A 24,259-nucleotide genomic window follows, 5' to 3' on the forward strand; every position below is an offset into this window, starting at 1 on the left:
GGGGGTGGGGGCGCGCCCGAAGGTGCCGGAGTCCTCGCTGGTAGCGTGGGCCCGATCGACATCCTTTAACGACCTGTTCTGTGAGGCAGGGAAGGGGTCACTACTTTGCATGCGCGAAAACCCGCGCGGGACGACAACGAGACCGCACCTCCCGCGTCGGTGCCCGAGGTACCCGAAGGCACACGAGCCGTCCTCGACGGCAACGAGATCAACCGGGCGCTGACCCGGATCGCCCACGAGGTGCTCGAACGCACCAAGGGCGGCCAGGACGTCACCCTCCTGGGCATCCCCTCCAGAGGCGTCCCCCTCGCCGAACGCCTGGCACGACGGATCGAGCGGGTCGAGGACCTCGACGTTCCCGCCGGTTCCCTCGACATCACCATGTACCGTGACGACCTGCGGCTCGCTCCCGCCCGCGCCCTCGGCAAGACCGAGATCCCCGCCGGTGGCCTCGATGACCGCGTCGTCGTCCTCGTCGACGACGTCCTCTTCTCCGGCCGCACCGTGCGCGCCGCGTTGGACGCCCTCGGCGACCTCGGCCGCCCCCGCGCCGTTCAGCTCGCCGTCCTCGTCGACCGCGGCCACCGCGAACTGCCGATCCGCGCCGACTACGTGGGCAAGAACCTGCCCACCTCCCTTCGCGAGAGCGTCACCGTCCAACTGCGGGAGAGCGACGGCCTCGACGCCGTCCTCCTCGGGCCCTCGCCCGCCGCCACCCTCAAGGAAGGAACGCGGCCCGGTTCCCTCCAGCGCTCCGAGGACACGGAAGGGGACCTTTGATGCGCCACCTGCTCTCCGCCGGTGACCTCGATCGGGACGAGGCCACGCTCATCCTGGACACCGCCGGCGAACTCGCCCAGGTGGGGGACCGCTCCGTCAAGAAGCTCCCCACCCTGCGCGGTCGCACCGTGGTCAACCTCTTCTACGAGGACTCCACCCGTACCCGCACCTCCTTCGAACTGGCAGCCAAACGCCTGTCCGCCGACGTCATCAACTTCTCGGCCAAGGGCTCCAGCGTCTCCAAGGGGGAGAGCCTCAAGGACACCGCGCTCACCCTCCAGGCCATGGGCGCCGACGGCGTGGTCATCCGACACAGCGCCTCCGGGGCGCCCCACCGCCTGGCGAACTGGGTCGACGGCTCCGTGCTCAACGCCGGCGACGGCACCCACGAGCACCCCACCCAGGCGCTGCTGGACGCCTTCACCATGCGCGAGCGTCTGGGCCGGCTCGAAGGGCTGCGCGTGGTCGTGGTCGGCGACATCCTGCACAGCCGGGTCGCCCGCTCCAACGTCCTGCTGCTCACCACCCTGGGCGCGCACGTGACCCTGGTCGCCCCGCCCACGCTGCTGCCGGTCTCGGTGCACACCTGGCCCTGCGAGATCTCCTACGACCTCGACGAGGTACTGCCCAAGTCCGACGTGGTGATGATGCTGCGCGTGCAGGCCGAGCGCATGCACGACTCCTTCTTCCCCTCGGTGCGCGAATACAGCCGCAACTACGGCCTGGACGGCGAACGCCTGAGTCGGATGCCGCAGGAGGCCATCGTCATGCACCCGGGCCCGATGGTGCGCGGCATGGAGATCTCCGCCGAGGTCGCCGACTCGCCCCGCTGCACCGTCACCGAGCAGGTCGCCAACGGTGTCAGCCTGCGCATGGCCGTGCTCTACCTGCTGCTCGGCGGCTCCTAGCGGAACGGGTGCCCGAACACGCCACCGCGCGTTCGTCGGTCCCTCCCGCCGCCCACGAACTTCAACGAACACGAGAAAGCCGACATCTCCATGCCCGAAAACCAGGGAACCCACCTGATCCGCGGCGCACGCCCGCTCGGTGACGACCCGGTCGACCTGCTGTTCGAGAACGGCGAGATCACCGCGATCGGTCCCGACCTGCCGACCCCCGACGGGGCAGAGGTCGTGGACGCCACCGGTCTGATCGCCCTTCCCGGCCTGGTCGACCTGCACACCCACCTGCGCGAACCCGGCCGTGAGGACGCCGAGACCGTCGCCTCCGGCTCCCGCGCCGCCGCGATGGGCGGCTACACCGCCGTGCACGCCATGGCCAACACCGACCCCGTCGCCGACACCGCCGGGGTGGTCGAGCAGGTCTGGCGCCTGGGCGAGGAGGCCGGATACTGCGACGTGCGTCCGGTCGGAGCCGTCACCGTCGGTCTGGCCGGCGAACGGCTCTCCGAGATCGGCGCCATGGCCGACTCCGCCGCCCGGGTCCGGGTCTTCTCCGACGACGGCATCTGTGTCTCCGACGCGCTGCTCATGCGCCGCGCACTGGAGTACGTCAAGGCCTTCGACGGCGTCATCGCCCAGCACGCCCAGGAACCGCGCCTGACCGAGGGCGCCCAGATGAACGAGGGTCGCGTCTCGGACCGCCTCGGCCTGCCCGGCTGGCCCGCGGTCGCCGAGGAGGCGATCATCGCCCGCGACTGCCTGCTCGCCCAGCACGTCGGCTCGCGTCTGCACGTGTGCCACGTCTCCACCAAGGGCTCGGTCGACATCATCCGTTGGGCCAAGGAACGCGGCTGCGACGTCACCGCGGAGGTCACCCCCCACCACCTGATCCTCACCGACGACCTGGCCGAGAGCTACGACCCGGTCTACAAGGTCAACCCGCCGCTGCGCACCGCCGAGGACGTCCAGGCGCTGCGCGAGGGACTGGCCGACGGCACCATCGACATCGTGGCCACCGACCACGCCCCCCACCCGGTCGAGGCCAAGGAGACCGAATGGTCCACCGCCGCGATGGGCATGATCGGACTGGAGACCGCCCTCGGAGTGGTCCACAGGACCATGGTCGAGACCGGTCTGCTCACCTGGGAACAGGTCGCGGACCGCATGTCCGCCGCTCCCGCCCGCATCGGTCGCGTCGGCGGGCACGGTCGTGAGCTCGCCGTCGGCGAACCCGCCAACATCGTTCTGTACGACCCCGCCGCGCCCGTCGAGGTCGACGCGGCCGCCATGGTCGGCAAGAGCGGCAACACGCCCTTCCGCGGCATGAGCCTGCCCGGTCGGATCATCGCCACGTTCCTGCGCGGCGCACCGACCGTCCTGGAAGGGAAGATCAAGTGAGTTACCAAGCCCAGGCCGGACCTGGCACGACAGAGGGGGCAAACGTGTCCGAGGAGATCGGTGGACCGGCGATTCTGGTGCTCGAGGACGGTCGCGTGTTCCACGGCCGATCCTTCGGCGCCGTCGGTGAGACCTTCGGCGAGGCCGTCTTCAACACCGGTATGACCGGCTACCAGGAGACGCTCACAGACCCCTCCTACCACCGCCAGATCGTCGTGATGACCGCCCCGCACATCGGCAACACCGGGGTCAACGACGACGATCCCGAGTCGACCCGCATCTGGGTCGCCGGCTTCGTGGTGCGCGAGCCCTCCCGCATCACCTCCAGCTGGCGCTCGAAGGGCACCCTGGACGACGAGATGCACCGCCAGGACGTGGTCGGCATCGCCCTGACCGGGACCCGCGCCCTCACCCGCCACCTGCGCGACAAGGGTGCGATGCGCGCCGCGATCAGCAGCGTCGAGACCGACCCGAAGGCGCTGCTCGCGCGCGTCCTCGAACAGCCCCCCATGGCCGGCGCCGACCTGGCGGGCCAGGTCAGCACCGACACCGCCTACGAGATCCTGCCGCCCGAGGGCGTCGAGGCCCGACACCACGTCGTCGCCGTCGACCTGGGCATCAAGTCCATGACGCCCCAGCGCCTGACCGAGCGGGGCTGCCGGGTCACCGTGGTGCCCTCCTCCACCACCGCCGAGGACATCCTCGCCCTGGACCCGGACGGCGTCTTCTTCAGCAATGGCCCCGGCGACCCCGCGGCCGCCGACGGACCCGTGAAGGCCATGCGAGGGATCCTGGACGCCGACAAGCCGCTCTTCGGCATCTGCTTCGGCAACCAGATCCTGGGCCGCGCCCTGGGCCTTGGCACCTACAAGCTGCCCTTCGGGCACCGAGGCGCCAACCAGCCGGTCATCGACACCCGTACCAAGAAGGTGGCGATCACCAGCCAGAACCACGGTTTCGCCGTGGACGCACCGCTCGACATCCCGTTCGACACCCCCTACGGCCGGGCCGAGGTCAGCCACATCGGCCTCAACGACCAGGTCGTCGAGGGCCTGCGGTTGCTGGACCGCCCCGTGTTCAGCGTCCAGTTCCACCCGGAGGCCGCCGCGGGCCCCCACGACGCCGCCGATCTCTTCGACGAGTTCGTCGACCTGATGTCCGCCCAGCCCGCACCGGCTGCCAAGTAGTAAGAGGTACAGAGCATGCCGCGCCGTAGTGACCTTTCATCCGTCCTCGTGATCGGCTCCGGCCCGATCGTGATCGGGCAGGCGGCCGAGTTCGACTACTCGGGTACCCAGGCCTGTCGCATCCTCAAGGCCGAGGGCCTCCGGGTCATCCTGGTCAACTCCAACCCGGCCACGATCATGACCGACCCCGAGATCGCCGACGCCACCTACGTCGAGCCGATCACCACCGGGATGATCGAGAAGATCATCGCCAAGGAACGCCCCGACGCGCTCCTGCCGACGCTGGGCGGACAGACCGCGCTCAACGCCGCCGTGGCCCTGGACGAGGCCGGGATCCTGGCCAAGTACGACGTCGAACTCATCGGCGCCAACATCGAGGCCATCCAGTCCGGTGAGGACCGCGAGACCTTCAAGGGCATCGTGGAGCGCATCGGCGGCGAGTCCGCGCGTTCGCGCATCTGCCACACCATCCAAGAGTGCCTGGACGCCGCCGAGGACCTGAACTACCCCGTGGTGGTCCGCCCCTCCTTCACCATGGGCGGCGCCGGCTCCGGCTTCGCCCACGATGAGAACGATCTGCGCCGCATCGCCGGCCAGGGACTGGCTCTCTCCCCGACCACCGAGGTGCTCCTGGAGGAGTCCATCCTCGGTTGGAAGGAGTACGAGCTGGAGCTGATGCGCGACGCCAAGGACAACGTGGTCGTCGTCTGCTCCATCGAGAACCTCGACCCCATGGGCGTGCACACCGGTGACTCCATCACCGTGGCCCCCGCCATGACCCTGACCGATCGCGAGTACCAGGAACTCCGCGACATCGGCATCGCGGTCATCCGCGAGGTCGGCGTGGACACCGGCGGCTGCAACATCCAGTTCGCCGTCCACCCCGAGACCGGCCGGATCATCGTCATCGAGATGAACCCGCGGGTGTCCCGTTCCTCGGCCCTGGCCTCCAAGGCCACCGGCTTCCCGATCGCCAAGATCGCCGCCAAGCTCGCCATCGGCTACACGATGGACGAGATCCCCAACGACATCACCAAGGAGACCCCGGCCAGCTTCGAGCCCACGCTCGACTACGTCGTGGTCAAGGTGCCCCGTTTCGCCTTCGAGAAGTTCCCCGGCGCCGACCCCGGCCTGACCACCACCATGAAGTCGGTGGGCGAGGCCATGGCGATGGGCCGATCCTTCCCTGAGGCGCTCCAGAAGGCCATGCGCTCCCTGGAGAAGTCCGGGGTGGGCCTGACCTGGGCGGGCGAGCCCGGCGACAAGGACGATCTCGTGCGCGAGGCCGCCCGACCCACCGAGCACCGTCTGCGCCAGGTCCAGCAGGCCCTGCGCGCCGGGGCCACCGTCGAGGAACTGCACGAGTCCACCAGGATCGACCCGTGGTTCCTGGACCAGATGCTGCGTCTGGAGGAGGCCGCGCGCACCCTGGCCGCCGCGTCCAAACTCGACGCCGCGCTGCTGCGCGAGGTGAAGGGACTCGGCTTCTCCGACCTCCAGATCGGTGAGATCACCGGCAAGTCCGAGGACGTCGTGCGCGAACTCCGACACGCCCTGGGCATCCACCCCGTCTACCTGACCGTGGACACCTGCGCCGCCGAGTTCGAGGCCGAGACGCCGTACCTGTACTCCAGCTACGACGAGGAGACCGAGGTCCCCACCGGGGACAAGCCCAAGATCATCATCCTGGGATCGGGACCCAACCGCATCGGCCAGGGCGTGGAGTTCGACTACTCCTGCGTCCACGCCTCCTTCGCGCTCTCCGACGCCGGGTTCGAGACCGTCATGGTCAACTGCAACCCCGAGACCGTCTCCACCGACTACGACACCAGCGACCGGCTCTACTTCGAGCCGCTCACACTGGAGGACGTCCTGGAGGTCGTGCGCGCCGAGCAGGCCGCCGGACCGGTCGTCGGGGTCATCGTCCAGCTCGGCGGTCAGACCCCGCTGGGCCTGGCCCGACGTCTCAAGGACGCCGGAGTGCCCATCATCGGCACCAGCCCGGAGGCCATCGACCTGGCCGAGGACCGCGGCGAGTTCGGCAAGGTCCTGGACGCCGCCGGCCTCCCCGCGCCCAAGTACGGCACCGCCTACTCCTTCGAGCAGGCCAAGGTCGCGGCCGACGAGATCGGCTACCCGGTCATGGTCCGACCCTCCTACGTGCTGGGCGGCCGCGGCATGGAGATCGTCTACAGCGAGGCGATGCTCGCCGACTACATCGAGCGCAACGCCGAGGTCAGCCCCGAACACCCGGTGCTGATCGACCGCTTCCTCGACGACGCCATCGAGATCGACGTCGACGCCCTCTACGACGGCAAGGACCTCTACCTGGGCGGCGTCATGGAGCACATCGAGGAGGCCGGCATCCACTCCGGCGACTCCGCGTGCACCCTGCCCTCCATCACGCTGGGCAGCGAGGACATCGAGCGCATCCGCTACTCCACCGAGGCCATCGCCCGCGGCACCGGGGTGCGGGGACTGCTCAACGTCCAGTACGCGCTCGCCTCGGGCGTCCTCAACGTCCTGGAGGCCAACCCGCGCGCCTCCCGGACGGTGCCGTTCGTGTCCAAGGCCACCGCGGTCCCGCTGGCCAAGGCCGCCGCCCGGGTCATGGCCGGCAGCAGCATCGCCGAACTGCGCGCCGAGGGCATGCTGCCCTCCAAGGGCGACGGTGGCGACCTGCCCGCCGACGCACCGGTCTCCGTCAAGGAGGCGGTGATGCCGTTCAACCGCTTCATCGACAAGCACGGTGAGGGCGTCGACACCATCCTCGGCCCGGAGATGCGCTCCACCGGTGAGGTCATGGGCCTGGACGTGGAGTTCGGGGCGGCCTTCGCCAAGTCCCAGCTCGCGGTCAACAGCTCGATGCCCACCCGGGGCAAGGTGTTCGTGTCGGTCGCCAACCGGGACAAGCGCTCGATGATCTTCCCGGTCAAGCGCCTGGCCGACCTCGGCCTGGAGATCCTGGCCACCGAGGGCACCGCCGTCGTCCTGCGCCGCAACGGCGTGCGCGCCACCGTGGTGCGCAAGCACAGCGCGGGCCCCGGCCCCGACGGCGAGCGCACCATCGTGCAGCTCATCCACGACGGGGAGGTCGACCTCATCGTCAACACCCCGTTCGGCAGCGCCGGGCAGGCCGGACCACGTCTGGACGGCTACGAGATCCGTACCGCCGCGATCGTCCGGAACGTTCCCAGCGTCACCACGGTCCAGGGTCTGGCCGCCGCGGTGCAGGCCATCGAGGCCGGTGTGCGCGGGGACGTGGGGGTGCGCTCCTTGCAGGAGCACGCCCGAGCGCTCACGGCGAGTCGTGAGGACTCCTAGGCTGTAGCGGAGCGTCCGGGTGCCGTGGGAACACCCCGCGGCACCCGGACCGTACCGCCGCGAGTCCAGAGAGGCTGCCACCACAGATGAGCGACAACGGACCGGTGCAGGTCAGGTGCCCCGTGCTGAACGTGCGCAGGGTGGACGCCTACTACGCCATCACCGTCGTCGCCCCGGGTATAGCCGAGCGCTTCCGTTCCGGGCAGTTCGTCTCGGTGACGGTGGGCGGCGACCATTCCAGCACGTTGCTGCGTCGCCCCTTCGCCATCCACGACGTCAAACCCGACTACGGCGGAACCGTGGAGTTCCTGTTCGCGGTGCGCGGTACCGGCACCGCCTGGCTGGCCGAACGAAGATCGCGCGACCTGCTCGACGTGGTGGGCCCGCTGGGTCGGCCCTTCCCCCTGCCCCGGGATCCCGTCAACTGCGTGCTGGTGGGCGGGGGATCGGGGAGCGCCCCGCTGTTCCCACTGGCGCAGTCGCTGCGTCGGCGCGGCTGCCGGGTGGACTTCGTCCTGGGCGGTGCCTCGGCCGATCGGGTGTTCAGCGCGATCACCGCCCGCCGGATCGCGGAGACCGCGGAGTTCACCACCGACGACGGTTCCTTCGGTACCCGCGGACGGGTCACCGACGTCCTCGGTCGGGTGATCGAGGACGCCCGCTCCGACGCCGTGTACGCCTGTGGACCCATGCCGATGCTGCGCGCCGTCACCCAGGTGGCCGGCAAGCACGGCGTCCCCGTGCAGGTCGCGGTCGAGGAGACCATGGCCTGCGGCATCGGGATCTGCATGACCTGTGTGATCCCGGTGGTGGGAGAGGACGGGATCACGCGGATGGTGCGGTCCTGCGTGGACGGCCCCGTCTTCCGGGGCGAACGGGTGCGGTTCGACGACGTGGGCACCATCCCCTTCGACGCCTTGGGCGCACCCGGTTGGAAGGGGTCGGGGGCCGCCGGCACGGCGGAGTCGACCCGTGACATCGCCTGACCGGCAATGATGAGTCACCCCAGGTCCCGGGCGCGGGTCGTCCGGGCGACCACGAGCGAGCGAAGACACGTGAACGCAGACCTCAGGACCCGACTCGGATCCCTGGAACTCCCCAACCCGGTGGTGACCGCCGCCGGGTGTGCGGGCTCGGGACGGGAGCTGGCGCAATTCTTCGACGTGGCGGAGATCGGCGCCATCACCACCAAGTCCTTGATGTTGGAGCCGCGGGCGGGCCGCCCGGCCCCGCGTATGGCGGAGACCCCCAGCGGGATGCTGAGCACCATCGGCCTTCAGGGGCCCGGCGTGGACGTGTTCCTCGAACGCGACCTGCCGTGGCTGCTGTCCCGGGGCGGCCGGGCGATCGTGTCCATCGCGGGCTCGGGGGTGGGGGAGTTCGGTGAGCTGGCCCGCCGGGTCTCGGACGCCGAAGGGGTGGCCGCCATCGAGGTGAACCTGTCCTGCCCCGACCCGACCGACCCCGCCGGACGACACTTCGCCGACGACCCGGCCCAGGCCGCCGCGGTGGTGCAGACGGTGCGCTCGCACGCCCGATCCGATCTGCCCGTGCTGGCCAAGATCGCGGTGGACGTCCCGGACGTGCTGAAGCTGGCCGAGGCCTGCGTCGGCGCCAGGGCCGACGGACTGACCATGATCAACACCCTGCGGGGCATGAGCGTGGACACCCGCACGTTGCGTCCCGCGGTGACCGGTGGGATGGGCGGACTCTCCGGACCGGCGATCCGTCCGCTGGCCGTGGGATGCGTCTATCGGGTCCACGAGGCCTTCCCCGACGTGCCCATCGTCGGTGTCGGGGGTGTGCGCACCGGATCCGACGTGTTGGAGTTCATGGCGGCGGGCGCGAGCGCCGTGGCGGTGGGAACGGTGAACTTCTCGGACCCCTCCGCGTGCACTCGGGTCCTGCGCGAGTTCACCGAGACGCTGGAGACTCTGGGGGTGCCCAAGGCCTCGGATCTGGTGGGCGCCGCGCACCGCTCGGGGTTGTGATCCGCGGGTCACCGGGCGGCAAGGCCCTGACCGGCCTGAACAGCGTTGAGATGGCTCTGTGTGGCTGAACGGGCGCGCCCGGCATCCAGAGCAGGGATCAGGGGGAACAGCCGCCTACGGCCGACTGGAAGGCCGTTACGGGGAAGTGACGCGGGTCGGGTGCATGAAGCGCTCGATCCAGGGAATCGCACACCATGCGGTGTGCACATGACAGTGGATGTGCATTCGTAAGCACGTTCGTAAGAACGGCGGACGAGTGCCGGACCCCGGGCTCCGGCCGGGTCACACGATTGGAGAGACCGACATGACCGCTCCTTCCGCGCCCATCGCCGTCGCGATCGATGCCGGCGACATCGAGACCGCGGCCACTTGGGCGTCCGCCGTCGCACCGCACGTCAGCACGGTGAAGGTGGGCCTGGAGCTGTACCTGCGCTACGGGCCCGAGGTGATCAGCGCCGTACGCGGGGCCAACCGCGTCGGTGTCTTCCTCGACCTGAAGCTGTACGACATCCCCGCCACCGTGGCCGGTGCGGCGCGCAGCGTGGCGGGGCTGCGGCCCTCGATCCTGACCGTGCACGCGAGCGGGGGAGCGGACATGGTCCGAGCGGCGGTCGAGGCCGCCCCGGACACCAAGATCGCGGCGGTGACGGTGCTCACCTCCATGAACGAGACGGATCTGGAGCAGGTGGGGCTGCTCGGTCCGGCACGGGACGCGGTCCGTCGCCTGGCGGCGCTCTCGGTGGGCGCGGGAGCGCGCGCACTGGTGTGTTCGCCTCAGGAAGTGGCGGCGGTCCGCGCAGAGGTGGGCCCGGACATCACCCTCATCACGCCGGGCGTGCGCCCGGCCGGTGCGGACAAGGGTGACCAGTCCCGGGTCGCGACTCCGGAGGAGGCGATCGAGGCAGGGGCGGACCTTCTCGTCATCGGTCGCCCGATCACCCGTGCCGCGGACCCCGGTGCGGCGGCGGCCTCCATCGCGGCGGCCGTACGGCGTGCCGGGGCCCGTGTCTGAAATCCGGTGGCCGGTCCCGGAACCGCTGTGCTGCGCGGATCCGGAACCGGCCGCACGGATCGCCCTCCGGATCTTCGCATTCGTCCCATCACGCACAGTTGCGGGTCACAGACGGTGATCAAATAGGCGTGTCCGAAACCCCATTGCCGTGGCGAAGAGTGACCCGGGTCACCCCTGTGTGACCTGCGCTGGTCGTGCGCTTCGCCTGCTCGGCAATCGGGACGAAAGTCCTGGTTTTCGTACCTGCACGCAATTGGTCGACTACTCTGGGTAGTTCCTTCAACGAAATAGCCTCTGAAAGGGCACTTTACGTTGCCTAACAGGGGTCGGACCTACTAACTTTCGCAGGCGTCCGCCCTCTACAAACGAGTAGAAATCCGAGGTGACCCGGCGTGGCCCTTCCTCCCCTCACACCCGAGCAGCGCAGCGCGGCTCTCGAGAAAGCCGCCAAGGCCAGAAAAGAGCGCGCTGAGGTCAAGAACAAGCTGAAGAACGGCGGCATCTCGCTGTCCGAGGTGCTTTCCAACGGCCTCAAGGACGACGTCATCGGCAAGATGAAGGTTTCGGCTCTGCTGGAATCCCTCCCCGGTGTCGGCAAGGTCCGCGCGAAGCAGATCATGGAGCGGCTCAACATCGCTGAGTCGCGCCGTGTCCGGGGTCTGGGCACCAACCAGCGTGCCGCCCTGGAGAGCGAGTTCGGTGACCTCACCAAGTAGCTCGGAAGTACGGAGCAGATAGCCGAACACCGGACGTCGCGTCCCCCACAGACGCGTGACGAGCCCCCGCATCCGGTGGGGTCTCATCGGTGGGAAGCGTGATCCGAGGCCGCGGCCGACGGGCAAGGAGTGGACCCCAGGTCACACTCCGTCCATCGCGCCGCGGCCTCGGTGGTATAAAGGGATCTCCCGCGACCGTACGCGGCCCGCCCACCGGCGGCCGCGTGAGCCGCCCGCGCGGTACCGTGCCGGACCTGGCCGGTCCCGGCGGACCGGTGGCCCACCGCGCGGCGAACACGCCGAATGGAATCCTGATCTACATGCCTGCGCAGAACGCGGACCCCGCCCGCCCCGTCGCGAAACGGCTGACCGTGCTGTCCGGACCCTCGGGCGTTGGCAAGAGCACCGTCGTCGCGCACCTGCGAGAGGTCGACCCCGACGTGTGGCTGTCGGTCTCGGTGACCACCCGTGCCCCCCGCCCCGGCGAACACGACGGTGTCCAGTACCACTTCGTCTCCGACGAGGAGTTCGACCGCCTCGTCGCCGAGAACCAACTGCTCGAATGGGCGGAGTTCGCCGGCAACCGCTACGGCACCCCGCGTGGCCCGGTCCAGGAACGCCTGGACTCCGGCACCCCCGTCCTGCTGGAGATCGAACTCCAAGGCGCCCGACAGGTCCGCGAGTCCATGTCCGACGCCCTGCACGTCTTCCTCGCCCCGCCCTCCTGGGAGGAGCTGGTGCGCAGGCTCTCCGGTCGCGGCACCGAGAGCGAGGAGGTCATCCAGCGCAGGCTGGAGGTGGCCAAGGTCGAACTCGCCGCGGAGAAGGAATTCGACACGACCCTGGTCAACACGTCCGTACAGGACGTGTGCGACGAGCTGCTAGCGTTGATGACCGCGCCCAAGGTGTGATAATTGGGGTGACAGCGGCCGCGCCGAACATCGGTGGTGGCGCACACCCGCCTCACCGGGCCCCGAGAACCATTCCATCCAATCAACGTCACGGCTTGTCGACGAGCCGGAGACCGTCCCTGGGGGTAACAAAGTGGCTGGTACCGAGCCCGTCGCCGAAGGCATCACCAACCCGCCGATCGACGACCTGCTGGAACTGGTGGACAGCAAGTACAGCCTGGTCACCATGGCCTCGAAGCGGGCCCGCCAGATCAACGCCTACTACGCCCAGCTGGGCGAGGGCCTGCTGGAGTACGTCGGACCGCTGGTGGAGACCCAGGTCCAGGAGAAGTCCCTGTCCATCGCCCTGCGCGAGGTCAAGTCCGGTCTGCTCACCGCGGAGCCCTACGAGGGCATCTGACCCGAGTACGTGCCCGAGTACCACGGCGCCCGTCGCACACCCCGCCAGGGGCGTGCGACGGGCGCCTCCTGGTAGAACAACTGGTGTGAGTGACACAGAGAACGTTCCCCAGGTGGTCCTCGGCGTCGGCGGTGGCATCGCCGCCTACAAGATCTGCGAGCTCCTGCGCCGACTGACCGAGTCCGGCCACCGAGTCCGTGTCGTGCCCACCGAAGCCGCCCTGCGCTTCGTCGGAGAGCCCACCTGGGCGGCCCTGTCCGGGCAGCCCGTCGAGACCGGTGTGTGGGACCGGGTGCACGAGGTTCCGCACGTGCGCATCGGCCAGTCCGCGGACCTGGTGTTCGTCGCCCCGGCGACCGCCGACATCATGGCCAAGGCCGCCGCCGGGATCGCCGACGACCTGCTGACCAACACCCTGCTCACCGCCCGCTGTCCGGTCGTGTTCGCCCCGGCGATGCACACCGAGATGTGGGAACACCCCGCCACCCGGGCCAACGTGGCCACGCTGCGTTCGCGCGGCGCCATCGTCCTCGACCCGGCCGTGGGCCGACTGACCGGCGTCGACACCGGCCGAGGTCGACTCCCCGAACCCGCCGAACTGTTCGAGGCCGCCCGCCTGGTCCTGCGTCGTGGGACCGCCGAACCCGACCTGGCCGGTCGCCGCGTGCTCATCTCCGCGGGCGGTACCCGCGAGGCCATCGACCCGGTGCGCTTCATCGGCAACCACTCCTCGGGACGGCAGGGCTACGCGCTGGCCCGCACCGCCGCGGCGCGCGGCGCCGACGTCACCCTGGTGGCCGCCAACGTCTCCCTGCCCGACCCGGCCGGCGTGAGCCTGGTGCGGGTGTCCTCGGCGCTGGAACTGGCCGAGGCCATGGAGGCCGAACGCGCGGCGGCGGACATCGTGGTGATGACCGCGGCCGTCGCCGACTTCCGTCCGGTCGACAGCGCCGCGTCCAAGATCAAGAAGTCCGGCGCGGCCCCGGCCCCGCTCGAACTGGTCGAGAACCCCGACATCCTCGCCGGTCTGGTCACCACCCGGGAGAGGGAGGGCACCGACCAGACCATCGTGGGGTTCGCCGCCGAGACCGACGACGTGATCGCCAACGGCCGCGCCAAGCTGGCCCGCAAGGGTTGCGACCTGCTCGTGGTCAACCAGGTCGGTGGTGGACGCGCCTTCGGCACCGAGGACAACCAGGCGACCGTCCTGGGCGCCGACGGCACCGTGGTGGACATCCCCACCGGTCCCAAGGAGGACCTCGCCGACCGTGTGTGGGACCTGGTGGTGGAACGTTCGCCGGGGCGGACCCCCTGAGAGAGGGCGTGCTCGAACACCGGTGGGAATCCGGTCTCCTTCGAGGTGGACGCGTGAAAATCCCCATGTCGTTACGCTAGATTCCTACCGCCGAGTACGTCACACTTCGAACGGGCCCTGTGTGCGACCTGCCAGGTCGACCAACGGGCGACCGTCCCCACTGGTCCCGTTACAGTGGACGAATAACCAACCCCGTCGGTCGGCATTGACCGCCCTCGGCGCGAAGCCGGGGCGAGCCGGACCGCACCGACCATGTCAGCCAGCAGCCGCTGCAAGGAGTCACGCAACGTGTCCCGCCGCCTTTTCACCTCCGAGTCCGTCACCGAAGGCCATCCCGACAAGATGGCCGACCAGATCAGTGACGCGATCCTCGACGCGATGCTCACCACCGACCCCGGCAGCCGGGTCGCGGTCGAGACGCTGATCACCACCGGTCAGGTCCACATCGCGGGTGAGGTCACCACTCAGACCTACGTCGACATCCCCGCCATCGTGCGCGAGAAGATCCTCCAGATCGGATACGACTCCTCCGCCAAGGGGTTCGATGGTGACTCCTGCGGGGTCAACGTCTCCATCGACGCGCAGTCCCCCGACATCGCCCAGGGCGTCGACACCGCCTACGAGGCGCGTGTCGAGAACGAAGAGGACGCCCTCGACCGTCAGGGCGCGGGCGACCAGGGTCTGATGTTCGGCTACGCCAACCGTGAGACCCCCGAGCTCATGCCGTTGCCCATCAAACTGGCGCACGCGCTCTCGGAGCGGCTCGCGAGTGTTCGGCGGGACGGCACGGTGCCCTACCTGCGCCCCGATGGCAAGACCCAGGTCACCGTCGAATACGAGGGCCAGACCCCGGTCCGGCTGGACACCGTGGTGGTCTCCAGCCAGCACTCCGCCGACATCAACCTTGAGGAGATGCTGACCCCGGACATCCGGGAGCACGTCATCGAACCGGTCGTGGCCGCCTACGGCCTGGACTCCGACGACTACCGCCTCCTGGTCAACCCGACCGGTCGCTTCGAGATCGGCGGCCCGATGGGCGACGCCGGTCTGACCGGCCGCAAGATCATCGTCGACACCTACGGCGGCTACGCCCGCCATGGAGGCGGCGCCTTCTCCGGCAAGGACCCGTCGAAGGTGGACCGTTCGGCCGCCTACGCCACCCGCTGGGTCGCCAAGAACATCGTCGCCGCCGAACTGGCCGAGCGCGTGGAGGTCCAGGTGGCCTACGCGATCGGCAAGGCGCACCCGGTCGGCGTGTTCCTGGAGACCTTCGGTACCGAGCGGGTCGCCCCGGAGCTGATCGAGAAGGCCGTCAAGGAGGTCTTCGACCTGCGTCCGGCCGCCATCGTGCGCGACCTGGACCTGCTGCGTCCGATCTACTCCAACACCGCCGCCTACGGTCACTTCGGCCGTGAGCTCAAGGAGTTCACCTGGGAGAGCACCGACCGGGCCGCCGCGCTGCGGTCCTTCGTCGGCGCCTAGGGCTCCCCGAGGGGGCGTGTGACCGGTCGCGGTCACACGCCCCCTCGTCGCGTCCGCGGACATTTCCCTGCATGCCTCCCACACTCGACGACTACACAGTGTTACAAAATAGGTGCTTTGAGTCATCGACGTGATGCTTCGCGAGGGAGAACACCATGGCCGTGTCATCGGCGGTGTCCGCGGTCGGACTGGCCGCACTGATCGCTCTTCCCGGGCAACCGGCCCCGGACGAGGAGGGGCCGGTGCCCGGAGCGGGGAGTCTGCACGTCACCGTCGGCGAGCGCTCCGAGGAACGACTCCAGGTCGGTGACCGGGTCGAGTACACCATCAGGGTGCGCAACGCCGGCTACGAGGCCGTACCCGACGCCCAGATCGTGCAGTTCCTACCGAAGTCGCTGCGTTACGTCTCCGGGGCCCCCGAAGGCGTCGAGGAGGGCCGGGCCGTGTGGGAGCGTCCACTGGAGCCGGGACAGCGCGACGTCCTCACCGTGACCGCCGAGGTCACCGCCCTGCCCGAGCGTGGCGTACAACCGGTCTCCACCGTCTGCATGCGCCCCGCCGCCGACGCGCGACTCGCCTCCTGTACCGCCAGCGTCCACCGAGTGCACCATGAGCCGCCCCCGGTCTGGGTGGCCGCCGGCGTGGCGCTGGTGGTGGCCCTGGCCACGGGCGTCGGCGGTTACCTGCGCTACCGGGGTACACGCCGGCCACGGGTCGAACCGGAACCGCCCAACGACCACACCCCGGAGCCCACACCCGAGGTCGGGACCACCCCCGGCCACGCGCCCGTCTTCCACCTGGACTCACACCGCTGAGGGGTGGGGCGAACCGATCGATGGATTTACCCGGTTTTCCGTACGCTTGACCGAATGATCGTTGCTCTGGGTAGTCGATATAGCACGATCTGTGTATGAATTGTTGCTCCAAGTACGTGTCCGAGGCGTTCAAGACCACGGTTGGTGCTCGCAGTCTGATCCGAATGGCGGCCGTCTCCGTCGGCACCGTGATCGTCGTACCCCTCTTGTGGGGGACGACCCCGGTGCTCGCCGACGACGTCGAGTATGTCGAGCGGCCGAGTACCCGACCACTGGACCCGGTGGAGAAGGACGTCCTGGACCGGGTTCGGATCGAGTCACCCTCGGAGACCGCGAACACGTTCCCAGAGCGGGAATCGGTCGAGGCGGAACCGGACGATCTTCAAACCGATCGCTCGGTGCGGGACTCCGAGTCCCAAGGCGCCCAAAAAGAGAGTCGGGAAGAGAACGGGGACGGCGGTTACGAGGGGTACTACCCCGAGCCCGAGCCTGAACCGGAGCCTGAGCCTGAGCCTGAACCGGAGCCCGAGCCCGAGCCTGAACCGGAGCCGGAGCCCGAGCCTGAACCGGAGCCCGAGCCCGAGCCTGAACCGGAGCCCGAGCCTGAACCGGAGCCTGAGCCTGAACCGGAGCCCGAGCCCGAGCCTGAACCGGAGCCCGAGCCCGAGCCGGAGCCTGAGCCCGAGCCCGAGCCCGAGCCCCGGCCCGAACCGGAGAAGCCGGTTCTCGCGCAGACCGGAGCCTCCGTGGCGATCCCGGCACTGGGCGGGTTGTTGACCTCCGTCGCCGGTATCGGCGCGATGTTCCTGGGACGCCGTCGAGGCCCCGAGAAGCAGCGCGACTAGAGAACGCTTCCCGAACACCGCGAACGAGAACGGGCCGCACCCCCGGTGAGAGGGGGCGCGGCCCGTGACGTTTCCTCGCGGTGAGGTGCCTCAGCTCATGTCGTCGAGGGCCTTCTCGGCCTCGGCGAGCCAGGAACGACGTGCCTCCAGGGCGGCCTCGTTCTCCTTGATCCGACGCTCGTCACCGGCGGCCCGGGCCTTCTCCAGCTTGGCCTCCAGGCCCTGGATCGCCGTCGACAGCTGGTCGACGGTGTCCTTGGCGCGAGCGCGGGCCTCGGGGTTGGTGCGGTCCCACTCGGCCTCCTCGGCCCGGCGCACACCGTCCTCGATCTGTCGGAAGGCGCCCTCCAACTTGTCGCGGGTGTCGCGCGGCAGCTCACCCGCCTCCTCCCAGGCCTCCTGGAAGTCACGCAGCCGGGCGCGTGCACGACGCGGGTTCGAGATGCCGGGGATCTCCGCCTTGGCCTCGGCCAGGATCTTCTCCTTGGCGTCAGCGTTGACCCTCAGTTCGGCGTCACGCTCGGCGAAGGTGGCGTTGCGCGCGTCGAAGAAGGTGTCCTGGGCGGCCTTGAAACGCGCCCACAGCTTGTCCTCGCTGGTCCGGTCGGCGCGGCCGCTGGCCTTCCAACGCTGCATCAGGTCCCGGTAGGCGCGGGCGGTGGGCCCCCACTCGGTGGAACTCGACAGAGCCTCGGCCTCGGCGACGATCTGCTCCTTGTCGGAGCGTACCCCTTCGCGCTGCTGGTCCAGGTTGGCGAAGTAGGCCTTGCGCCGCTTGGAGAAGGAGTTGCGCGCCGCCGACATGCGCTTCCACAGCGCCTGCTCGGTGGGGCGGTCGGCCCGAGGGGCCTTCTTCCACTCCTCGATCAGTTGGAGCATGCGCTCGCCACCGGACTTCCAGTGGGTCGTCTCGGCGGCGACGCGCTCGGCCTCGGCGACGATGCGCTCCTTGACCTGGCGGGCCTGGCCGCGGGCCTGCTCCTGGGCCTGCTTCTGCTCGACCTTGCGCTCCTCGGCGCGGCCGGACAGCTTGTCCAGGCGCTTCATCAGCGAGTCCAGGTCACCGACGACGTTGGCGTCCTTGATCGAGTCACGGAGCTTGTCGATGCTGCTCATCGCGGCGGAGGCCGACAGGTCGGTGCTGCGAAGCCGCTTCTCCAGCAACCCCACCTGGGTCACCAGGGCGTCGTACTTGTTCCGGTAGAAGGCGAGAGCCTCCTCCGGAGCACCCGCCTGCCACGATCCGACGACCCTCTCGCCATCACCTGTGCGCACATAGACCGTGCCGTCGTCGTCTACGCGGCCCCAAGGGTCCGTGGTCACCGTGTCCTCCTGCTGTCGTGAACCGGGCCGGGCGGGGCCGGGTTCGGGTCGTCGCGGCGGCGTCCGGGCCTCTGCGTGAGGGGAAGGCCACCGTGTCCTGCACGATATCCCCACGCTCCGGCGGACAACGACGCGCCGTGTTCAACGTGTGAGCAGATCTTTCGGGTCTGCTTTCGTCCTCGTCCGGTCGGTCCGATCCCGCCGCCTCGGAAAAGAGACGCAGGTCGCGCGGCCCGACACGACACGACGACGGTGACCAATATGGCATTACCACGCGCTTTGGCAAAGAGCCCGGGCGTGCGGGGTGATCGAATGGTGATCAAACGCCTTCTCATATGTGCTTTTCGGTTCGCCGCCCCTCCTCGCTCTCGGTAGGCTCTCCTGGACAGGTCCGTGGCACCCGTGTCCGGGCCGACCACGCACAGACCACGAACGCTCCACGAACAGGACGACCACCGCCGTGCTCATCGCCGCTCTCCCCACCGGGCCCCTCGCCGCGAACTGCTACGTGCTCGCACCGGCCCCGGGCGGCGATTGCGTCATCGTGGACCCCGGCCAGGGGGCCACCGCCCAGGTGGACAAGGTCCTGGCCGAGCACGACCTGACCCCGGCCGCGATCCTGCTCACACACGGGCACTTCGACCACGTGTGGTCGGCCACCGAACTCGGTGAGACCCATGGAGCCCCGGTGTACCTGCACGCCGACGACCACGGTCTGCTCTCCGAGCCCGCAGCCGGAGTGGACGCCGGTTTCGCCGCCCAGTTGCAGATGCTGCTGGGCCCGGGGCCCTATCCGGTCCCGGCCGACCTGCGTGAGGTCGAGGGCGGTCAGAGCCTCACCCTGGCCGGGGTGGAGTTCGGTGTCGAGCACACCCCCGGACACACCCCGGGTTCGGTGGTCTACACGGTGACCGCCGAGGACGGGGAGCCGGTCATGTTCGCCGGTGATCTGGTCTTCGCCGGCTCCATCGGCCGTACCGATTTTCCCGGCGGCAGCACCGAGGCGATGAACCACAGCCTGAGCAGCGCCGTGCTGAACCGTCCCGACGCCACCCGCATCCTGCCCGGGCACGGCCCCGCCACCACCGTGGAGCGCGAGCGCGCGACCAACCCCTACCTGCGCGATATCGCCGGTTGACCCGGTCTTACGCCTCGTTCGATTTCCTATCTTCAGAGATATGGTTTCCTTCCGCCCCTTGGAATATTCCAACATGCTGGCGTAGCGTTTCGAGTGCCGTCGATCCCGGCGGTGTTCGAGACAGCCAGAGGAGAGCCGCATGCGCCGTATCTCGATGACTCCGGTTCGCAAGGTCAAGGGCAGCACCACCGTGGTCGCCAACTAGCGGCCGGGATCGGGCCCCCGATCCTTCGGGGGTCCGTGCGCCACTCGAACCAGGAGGCCAGGTGGCGTGGTTGGCGGTAGGATCCCAGTTGTTCAAGGGCATGCCATGCCTTCAGCCGGGCCCGGCCGCGGGCTCTCCGGCATCCTCACCCAGCCGTGTAGTTAGTGGACTTGGTAACTCATGCATCGTTACAGGACTCATTCGTGTGGTCAGCTCCGTAAGGAGCACGTCGGGCAGCAGGTGCGCCTTTCTGGCTGGGTGCACAACCGCCGGGATCTCGGTGGTCTGCTCTTCGTCGACCTGCGCGACCACTATGGTGTCACGCAGCTCATGGCTCGCCCCGAATCCCCGGTGTTCGAGGAACTCAGCCGCATCTCCAAAGAATCGGTGATCCAGGTCACGGGTGAGGTCTCCGCGCGCAGCGCCGAGAACGTCAACCCGAACCTGCCCACCGGTGAGATCGAGATCGAGGCGGCGGAGGTGGAGATCCTTGGGACGACCGAGGAACTTCCCCTCACGGTCTTCCCCGAGGACAACACCTCCGAAGAGCGTCGCCTGACCTACCGCTTCCTGGACCTGCGCCGTGAGCGGATGCACCGCAACGTCATGCTGCGTTCGCAGGTGGTGGCCGCCATTCGTAAGAAGATGACGGACCTGGGTTTCAACGAGTTCCAGACCCCGATCCTCACCAGCTCCAGCCCCGAGGGCGCTCGCGACTTCCTGGTCCCCTCGCGCCTTCACCCCGGCGAGTTCTTCGCCCTGCCCCAGGCGCCGCAGCAGTTCAAGCAGCTCCTCATGATCGCCGGGTTCGACCGGTACTTCCAGATCGCCCCCTGCTTCCGTGACGAGGACAGCCGCGCGGACCGTTCGCCCGGTGAGTTCTACCAGCTCGACGTCGAGATGAGTTTCGTCGAGCAGGAGGACGTGTTCGAGGTCATCGAGAAGGTCATGACCGACGTCTTCCGCGAGTTCTCCACGGGCTGGGAGATCACCTCTCCTTACCCGCGCATCGCCTACCGGGATGCTCTGGAGTGGTACGGCACCGACAAGCCGGACCTGCGGGTGCCGATGAAGATGCTCGACGTCACCGCGCTGTTCGACAAGACCGACTTCCGCGCCTTCGCCGGCAAGAAGGTCCGCGCCCTGGCCGTGCCCGACGTGGGCGGTCAGCCGCGCAAGTTCTACGACGGCATCGGCGACTTCGCCGTCGAACAGGGTGCCAAGGGACTGGCCTGGCTCAAGGTCGGGGAGAACAACGAACTGACCGGTCCCATCGCCAAGTTCGTCACTGAAATCTCTGACGAGCTGCTGACCGCTCTCGGTGCCGGTCCCGGTTATGGCCTGTTCTTCTGCGCCAGTGAGGACGAGGCCGAGATCAACCGGATCATGGCTCCGGTCCGCGTCGAGGCCGGTAAGCGCGCGGGCCTGGCGGAGGAGAAGGTCTACCGCTTCTGCTGGATCGTGGACTTCCCGATGTTCGAGCGCTCCGACGAGGGTGACATCGAGTTCAGCCACAACCCGTTCTCCATGCCACAGGGCGGGATGGACGCGTTGCTCAACAAGAACCCCTTGGACATTCTCGCCTGGCAGTACGACATCGTTTGCAACGGTGTGGAGCTGTCCTCCGGAGCGATCCGAAACCACTCGCCCGAGATCATGTACAAGGCGTTCGAGATCGCCGGTTACGACAAGGACGCCGTCGAAGCCGAGTTCGGTGGCATGCTCAAGGCCCTGAAGTTCGGTGCTCCGCCTCACGGTGGCATCGCTCCTGGCATTGACCGGATCGTCATGTTGCTGGCCGATGAGCCCAACATTCGCGAAACCATCGCCTTCCCGCTCAACCAGAACGCCCAGGACCTGATGATGGGTGCCCCTGCGGCCGTCTCTGAGAAGCAGCTGAGTGACGTGCACATTCGAACGGTCATCCCTCAGGGAGACAAAAAAAGGAGTTAGATGAAGCTTTGGCTGCCGCCCTACCTCTCGATTCGTCGAACCGATGGTGGTCTCCGCATAGGGACCCTTCCACCGCACGCGTGGCATCTTGAGGAACCACCCGAGTTCCTCATCTCGTTGCTCCAAGGCTGTATTCGGCCAAGGGAACGTGAAGGACTGGTAGAGGCGGCAGCCGAGCTTTCCGGCTGGACCCGGGCCGAATCCACAGCGATGATCGCTGACCTGGAACAGGCTCGTGTCCTTGTCCCCGCACCCGAAGACCGTGGCCGGTACGACCGCCACGGTCTTTTCTTTCAACTCATGGGGGTCGATGGGGGCGCCCAGGAGCGGCTCTCCGAGGTCACGGTAGGTCTGATGGGTATGGGTGGAATCGGCACCCATTTGGCGACGCATCTGGCCGCTGCCGGGGTCGGACGTCTGGTGATGTCGGACGGTGACGTGGTGGAGCTGTCCAACCTCACCCGGCAAACGCTTTTCAAGGAGAAGGACGTCGGCCGACTCAAGGTCGATGTTGCGGCGGAAAGGCTGCTCGAACTCCGTTCGGACCTGGAAGTGGTCACGATCCCCGAATCGTTCACTTCTTCCGATCTAGCGGAGCGGGTGGCCGCGCGATCGGACATCATCCTGCTCTCCGCCGACCGTCCGGCCGACGTCCACCTCTGGACCGGTCGAGCCTGCCAGAACCGGGGGATCCCGTTCAGTGCCTCGGGATACATCGAGGGTTACGGCAGTGTGGGGCCCTTGCTTCTGCCACCGAAGACACCGTGCTTCCCATGCAGCCAGGACCAGGCCGAGAGCCTGCCGGAGACGGAGGAGAGCACGGGCTACAGCATTTCCGTGCAGCCCACTCCCGACGTTGAGCTGAACCCTCACTGGCAAGCCCCGAGTTTTGGACCCCTGAACGCTTTGGTGGCATCGGTACAGGCCAATGAGGCGCTCCGGTGGCTCTTGGGCCTATCTGTGGGGACGGAAGGGCACCGGATGCTCATCGACTCCCGTTCGTACGACACCACTTGGGAGGAGTTTCGTCAGCGCGACGCCGGCTGCTCCGCATGTGGAGAGACCACGAAGGCGGCTTGGGAGGACATCGCGGCTCAGTACGCGGAGGAGCGCGAAGTGCATTCCTTCAACGCGGTTCTGCTCGATCCTCTCGTCCCCGAACTCGTAGGATCGATCCAGGGACAAAGGGTGGCCGACGTCGGTGCGGGCTCCGGGCAGGTCACGGATCGGCTCGTGGCCTTGGGGGCGAACGTTGACGCTTATGAGCCAGATGGGGCGATGGAGCGGATCCTTCGTGACCGTGTCCAGGGGTGGGGGAAGCGCGTTGAGGTGCACCGTGCCGGTCTGGAGGCCCTCACCGAGGCTGAAGGACGCTACGACACTATTTGTTGCCTCAACGTCTTGGACCACATCGCCGACCTGTCGACCAGTGTTCGGAGTCTTCACTCGGCACTCAAACCTGGGGGCCGTCTCGTGCTGTCGATCCCACACCCGATAAAGGACCGTGGAGGGTGGTACAAGGTTCCCGGTCCACAAGGGTGGGAGTACCGGCACTACGTCCTCGATGACTACTTCGTCGAGGGGGAATGCCTGAAGGATCGAGAGGACCGGCACGGAGAGGTCAGGATCCGAGGGATCCGAACGCACCACCGGACGCTGTCCAGGTACTTCGAAGAGTTCATCGGCCAGGGGTTTCTCATGCGTCGAGTGCTGGAACCAGAGCCCGACGAACTGATCGCGGAACGAGATCCCGTCATCTTCGACAAGTCGAGCCGCATCCCGTACTTCCTGGTCATGGTCCTGGAGAGGGGGCACGATGCGTGACGAGATCTTCGTGGACCGGACCCGGGTGGGCGACTTCGTCTTCGATGAGGGTGTGGCGGACGTCTTCGACGACATGCTGGACCGCAGCATCCCGTTCTACGACGAGATCCAAAGGATGTCCGTCGAACTCAGTCGAAGCTTCCTTGAAGAGGAGGGTGGGACCGTCTATGACGTGGGTTCCTCCACGGGGAACACATTGCTTCGACTGATGAAGGCGATCTCCCCGAAGACACGAGTGAGGTTCGTGGGTGTGGAGCCTTCAGTCGCGATGCGAGCACGGTGTTGGGAGAAGATCCGAGCGGAGGGCCTCGGCCACGAGATCGACATCCTTGAGGATTCGGTGGAATGTCTGCCGGATCTTCCCGGGGCACGAGTCGTCATCATGCTCTTCACTCTGCAATTCGTGCGACCGCCTCAGCGTGATGCGGTCCTGGCGAAGATCTGTGCGTCCATCGAACCAGACGGGGCGTTACTGCTGGGGGAGAAGGTGCTCGGGGACGACAACGACCTCTCCCGGGTCTACATCGACCTCTACCACGACTACAAGGAGCGCAGCGGCTACTCCCGGACCGAGATCGCCAAGAAGCGCGAAGCCCTGGAGAACGTCCTCGTTCCGTACCGAGTCTCGGAGAATCGCGACGCACTGCTCAAGGCCGGGTTCTCCCGGGTGGACGAAGTGTTCCGCTGGTACAACTTCGTCGTCTACCTCGCGGTGAGATAGACGAGGGCGGGGTACCT

At 68.1% G+C, this 24,259-nt stretch carries 20 protein-coding genes; 19 read left to right on the forward strand and 1 reads right to left on the reverse strand.

Features of this window, described 5'->3' with window-relative positions; all coding sequences use genetic code 11:
* The first annotated feature begins 105 nt into the window (after window positions 1-105).
* The 15 genes from pyrR to ACWGSK_RS10200 all read left to right on the forward strand — a co-directional run bounded on the left by pyrR (window position 106) and on the right by ACWGSK_RS10200 (window position 17,078).
* Entirely contained in the window at window positions 106-780 is a 675-nt protein-coding gene (gene pyrR / locus ACWGSK_RS10130; RefSeq protein WP_358508215.1) for a bifunctional pyr operon transcriptional regulator/uracil phosphoribosyltransferase PyrR, read from the forward strand.
* Window positions 780-1,688, forward strand: a complete 909-nt coding sequence (locus tag ACWGSK_RS10135) for an aspartate carbamoyltransferase catalytic subunit (RefSeq protein WP_358508213.1) — start codon at window positions 780-782, stop codon at window positions 1,686-1,688. Before pyrR ends, ACWGSK_RS10135 begins: the two co-directional genes overlap by 1 nt.
* 90 nt (window positions 1,689-1,778) lie before the next feature.
* Window positions 1,779-3,080 carry a dihydroorotase gene (locus ACWGSK_RS10140; RefSeq protein WP_452455670.1) on the forward strand — a complete coding sequence of 434 codons (1,302 nt, stop codon included), beginning with the start codon at window positions 1,779-1,781 and terminating at the stop codon, window positions 3,078-3,080.
* A gap of 44 nt (window positions 3,081-3,124) precedes the next feature.
* Complete coding sequence (carA, locus tag ACWGSK_RS10145; RefSeq protein WP_358508209.1) at window positions 3,125-4,267, forward strand: glutamine-hydrolyzing carbamoyl-phosphate synthase small subunit; 1,143 nt, start codon at window positions 3,125-3,127, stop codon at window positions 4,265-4,267.
* 15 nt (window positions 4,268-4,282) lie between these two features.
* Window positions 4,283-7,591, forward strand: coding sequence for a carbamoyl-phosphate synthase large subunit (carB, locus tag ACWGSK_RS10150; protein ID WP_452455671.1), 3,309 nt, complete (start codon window positions 4,283-4,285; stop codon window positions 7,589-7,591).
* A gap of 86 nt (window positions 7,592-7,677) precedes the next feature.
* On the forward strand, window positions 7,678-8,577 hold the full coding sequence (locus tag ACWGSK_RS10155) for a dihydroorotate dehydrogenase electron transfer subunit (RefSeq protein WP_358508205.1): 900 nt from the start codon (window positions 7,678-7,680) through the stop codon (window positions 8,575-8,577).
* A gap of 69 nt (window positions 8,578-8,646) precedes the next feature.
* Complete coding sequence (locus ACWGSK_RS10160) at window positions 8,647-9,582, forward strand: dihydroorotate dehydrogenase (protein WP_358508204.1); 936 nt, start codon at window positions 8,647-8,649, stop codon at window positions 9,580-9,582.
* Between the two features lie 304 nt (window positions 9,583-9,886).
* Window positions 9,887-10,594, forward strand: coding sequence for an orotidine-5'-phosphate decarboxylase (gene pyrF / locus ACWGSK_RS10165; protein WP_358508202.1), 708 nt, complete (start codon window positions 9,887-9,889; stop codon window positions 10,592-10,594).
* 392 nt (window positions 10,595-10,986) lie between these two features.
* Window positions 10,987-11,310, forward strand: coding sequence for an integration host factor, actinobacterial type (gene mihF, locus ACWGSK_RS10170; RefSeq protein ID WP_017546565.1), 324 nt, complete (start codon window positions 10,987-10,989; stop codon window positions 11,308-11,310).
* A gap of 320 nt (window positions 11,311-11,630) precedes the next feature.
* Window positions 11,631-12,221 (forward strand): guanylate kinase, encoded by a 591-nt coding sequence (gmk, locus tag ACWGSK_RS10175; RefSeq protein ID WP_358508200.1) that lies wholly within the window; start codon window positions 11,631-11,633, stop codon window positions 12,219-12,221.
* Between the two features lie 133 nt (window positions 12,222-12,354).
* A complete protein-coding gene (gene rpoZ, locus ACWGSK_RS10180; protein ID WP_358508198.1) occupies window positions 12,355-12,621 on the forward strand; it encodes a DNA-directed RNA polymerase subunit omega in 267 nt (88 codons plus the stop codon).
* A 112-nt stretch (window positions 12,622-12,733) separates the two neighbouring features.
* A complete protein-coding gene (coaBC, locus tag ACWGSK_RS10185; RefSeq protein ID WP_067606423.1) occupies window positions 12,734-13,936 on the forward strand; it encodes a bifunctional phosphopantothenoylcysteine decarboxylase/phosphopantothenate--cysteine ligase CoaBC in 1,203 nt (400 codons plus the stop codon).
* Window positions 13,937-14,224: 288 nt separating this feature from the next.
* Window positions 14,225-15,418 (forward strand): methionine adenosyltransferase, encoded by a 1,194-nt coding sequence (gene metK, locus ACWGSK_RS10190; RefSeq protein ID WP_358508196.1) that lies wholly within the window; start codon window positions 14,225-14,227, stop codon window positions 15,416-15,418.
* Between the two features lie 155 nt (window positions 15,419-15,573).
* Window positions 15,574-16,233, forward strand: coding sequence for a hypothetical protein (locus ACWGSK_RS10195; protein ID WP_358508195.1), 660 nt, complete (start codon window positions 15,574-15,576; stop codon window positions 16,231-16,233).
* 95 nt (window positions 16,234-16,328) lie between these two features.
* Window positions 16,329-17,078: a hypothetical protein gene (locus ACWGSK_RS10200; protein ID WP_452455672.1), complete on the forward strand. Its 750-nt coding sequence runs from the start codon at window positions 16,329-16,331 to the stop codon at window positions 17,076-17,078.
* A 90-nt stretch (window positions 17,079-17,168) separates the two neighbouring features.
* Here ACWGSK_RS10200 and ACWGSK_RS10205 read toward each other — a convergent pair whose 3' ends face one another.
* Complete coding sequence (locus ACWGSK_RS10205; protein WP_358508192.1) at window positions 17,169-18,401, reverse strand: DUF349 domain-containing protein; 1,233 nt, start codon at window positions 18,399-18,401, stop codon at window positions 17,169-17,171.
* A gap of 460 nt (window positions 18,402-18,861) precedes the next feature.
* On the opposite strand from ACWGSK_RS10205, the gene ACWGSK_RS10210 reads away from it, so the two are divergent.
* From ACWGSK_RS10210 to cmoA, 4 genes are all read left to right on the forward strand, one after another.
* Entirely contained in the window at window positions 18,862-19,539 is a 678-nt protein-coding gene (locus ACWGSK_RS10210) for an MBL fold metallo-hydrolase (protein ID WP_452455673.1), read from the forward strand.
* 385 nt (window positions 19,540-19,924) lie between these two features.
* Window positions 19,925-21,697: an aspartate--tRNA ligase gene (aspS, locus tag ACWGSK_RS10215; RefSeq protein WP_452455674.1), complete on the forward strand. Its 1,773-nt coding sequence runs from the start codon at window positions 19,925-19,927 to the stop codon at window positions 21,695-21,697.
* Entirely contained in the window at window positions 21,698-23,521 is a 1,824-nt protein-coding gene (locus ACWGSK_RS10220; protein ID WP_452455675.1) for a ThiF family adenylyltransferase, read from the forward strand.
* Window positions 23,514-24,242: a carboxy-S-adenosyl-L-methionine synthase CmoA gene (gene cmoA / locus ACWGSK_RS10225; RefSeq protein WP_452455676.1), complete on the forward strand. Its 729-nt coding sequence runs from the start codon at window positions 23,514-23,516 to the stop codon at window positions 24,240-24,242. Before ACWGSK_RS10220 ends, cmoA begins: the two co-directional genes overlap by 8 nt.
* Window positions 24,243-24,259: the final 17 nt, after the last annotated feature.

Source organism: Nocardiopsis sp. NPDC055551 (assembly GCF_053619415.1).

What these genes read in the sequence shown, in the direction of transcription:
- ACWGSK_RS10135 (WP_358508213.1), top strand. Translation starts at nt 780, where the DNA reads ATGCGCCACCTGCTCTCCGCCGGTGACCTCGATCGGGACGAGGCCACG.
- ACWGSK_RS10140 (WP_452455670.1), top strand. Translation starts at nt 1,779, where the DNA reads ATGCCCGAAAACCAGGGAACCCACCTGATCCGCGGCGCACGCCCGCTC.
- carB (WP_452455671.1), top strand. Translation starts at nt 4,283, where the DNA reads ATGCCGCGCCGTAGTGACCTTTCATCCGTCCTCGTGATCGGCTCCGGC.
- ACWGSK_RS10155 (WP_358508205.1), top strand. Translation starts at nt 7,678, where the DNA reads ATGAGCGACAACGGACCGGTGCAGGTCAGGTGCCCCGTGCTGAACGTG.
- pyrF (WP_358508202.1), top strand. Translation starts at nt 9,887, where the DNA reads ATGACCGCTCCTTCCGCGCCCATCGCCGTCGCGATCGATGCCGGCGAC.
- gmk (WP_358508200.1), top strand. Translation starts at nt 11,631, where the DNA reads ATGCCTGCGCAGAACGCGGACCCCGCCCGCCCCGTCGCGAAACGGCTG.
- ACWGSK_RS10195 (WP_358508195.1), top strand. Translation starts at nt 15,574, where the DNA reads ATGGCCGTGTCATCGGCGGTGTCCGCGGTCGGACTGGCCGCACTGATC.
- ACWGSK_RS10200 (WP_452455672.1), top strand. Translation starts at nt 16,329, where the DNA reads ATGAATTGTTGCTCCAAGTACGTGTCCGAGGCGTTCAAGACCACGGTT.
- aspS (WP_452455674.1), top strand. Translation starts at nt 19,925, where the DNA reads ATGCATCGTTACAGGACTCATTCGTGTGGTCAGCTCCGTAAGGAGCAC.
- ACWGSK_RS10220 (WP_452455675.1), top strand. Translation starts at nt 21,698, where the DNA reads ATGAAGCTTTGGCTGCCGCCCTACCTCTCGATTCGTCGAACCGATGGT.
- cmoA (WP_452455676.1), top strand. Translation starts at nt 23,514, where the DNA reads ATGCGTGACGAGATCTTCGTGGACCGGACCCGGGTGGGCGACTTCGTC.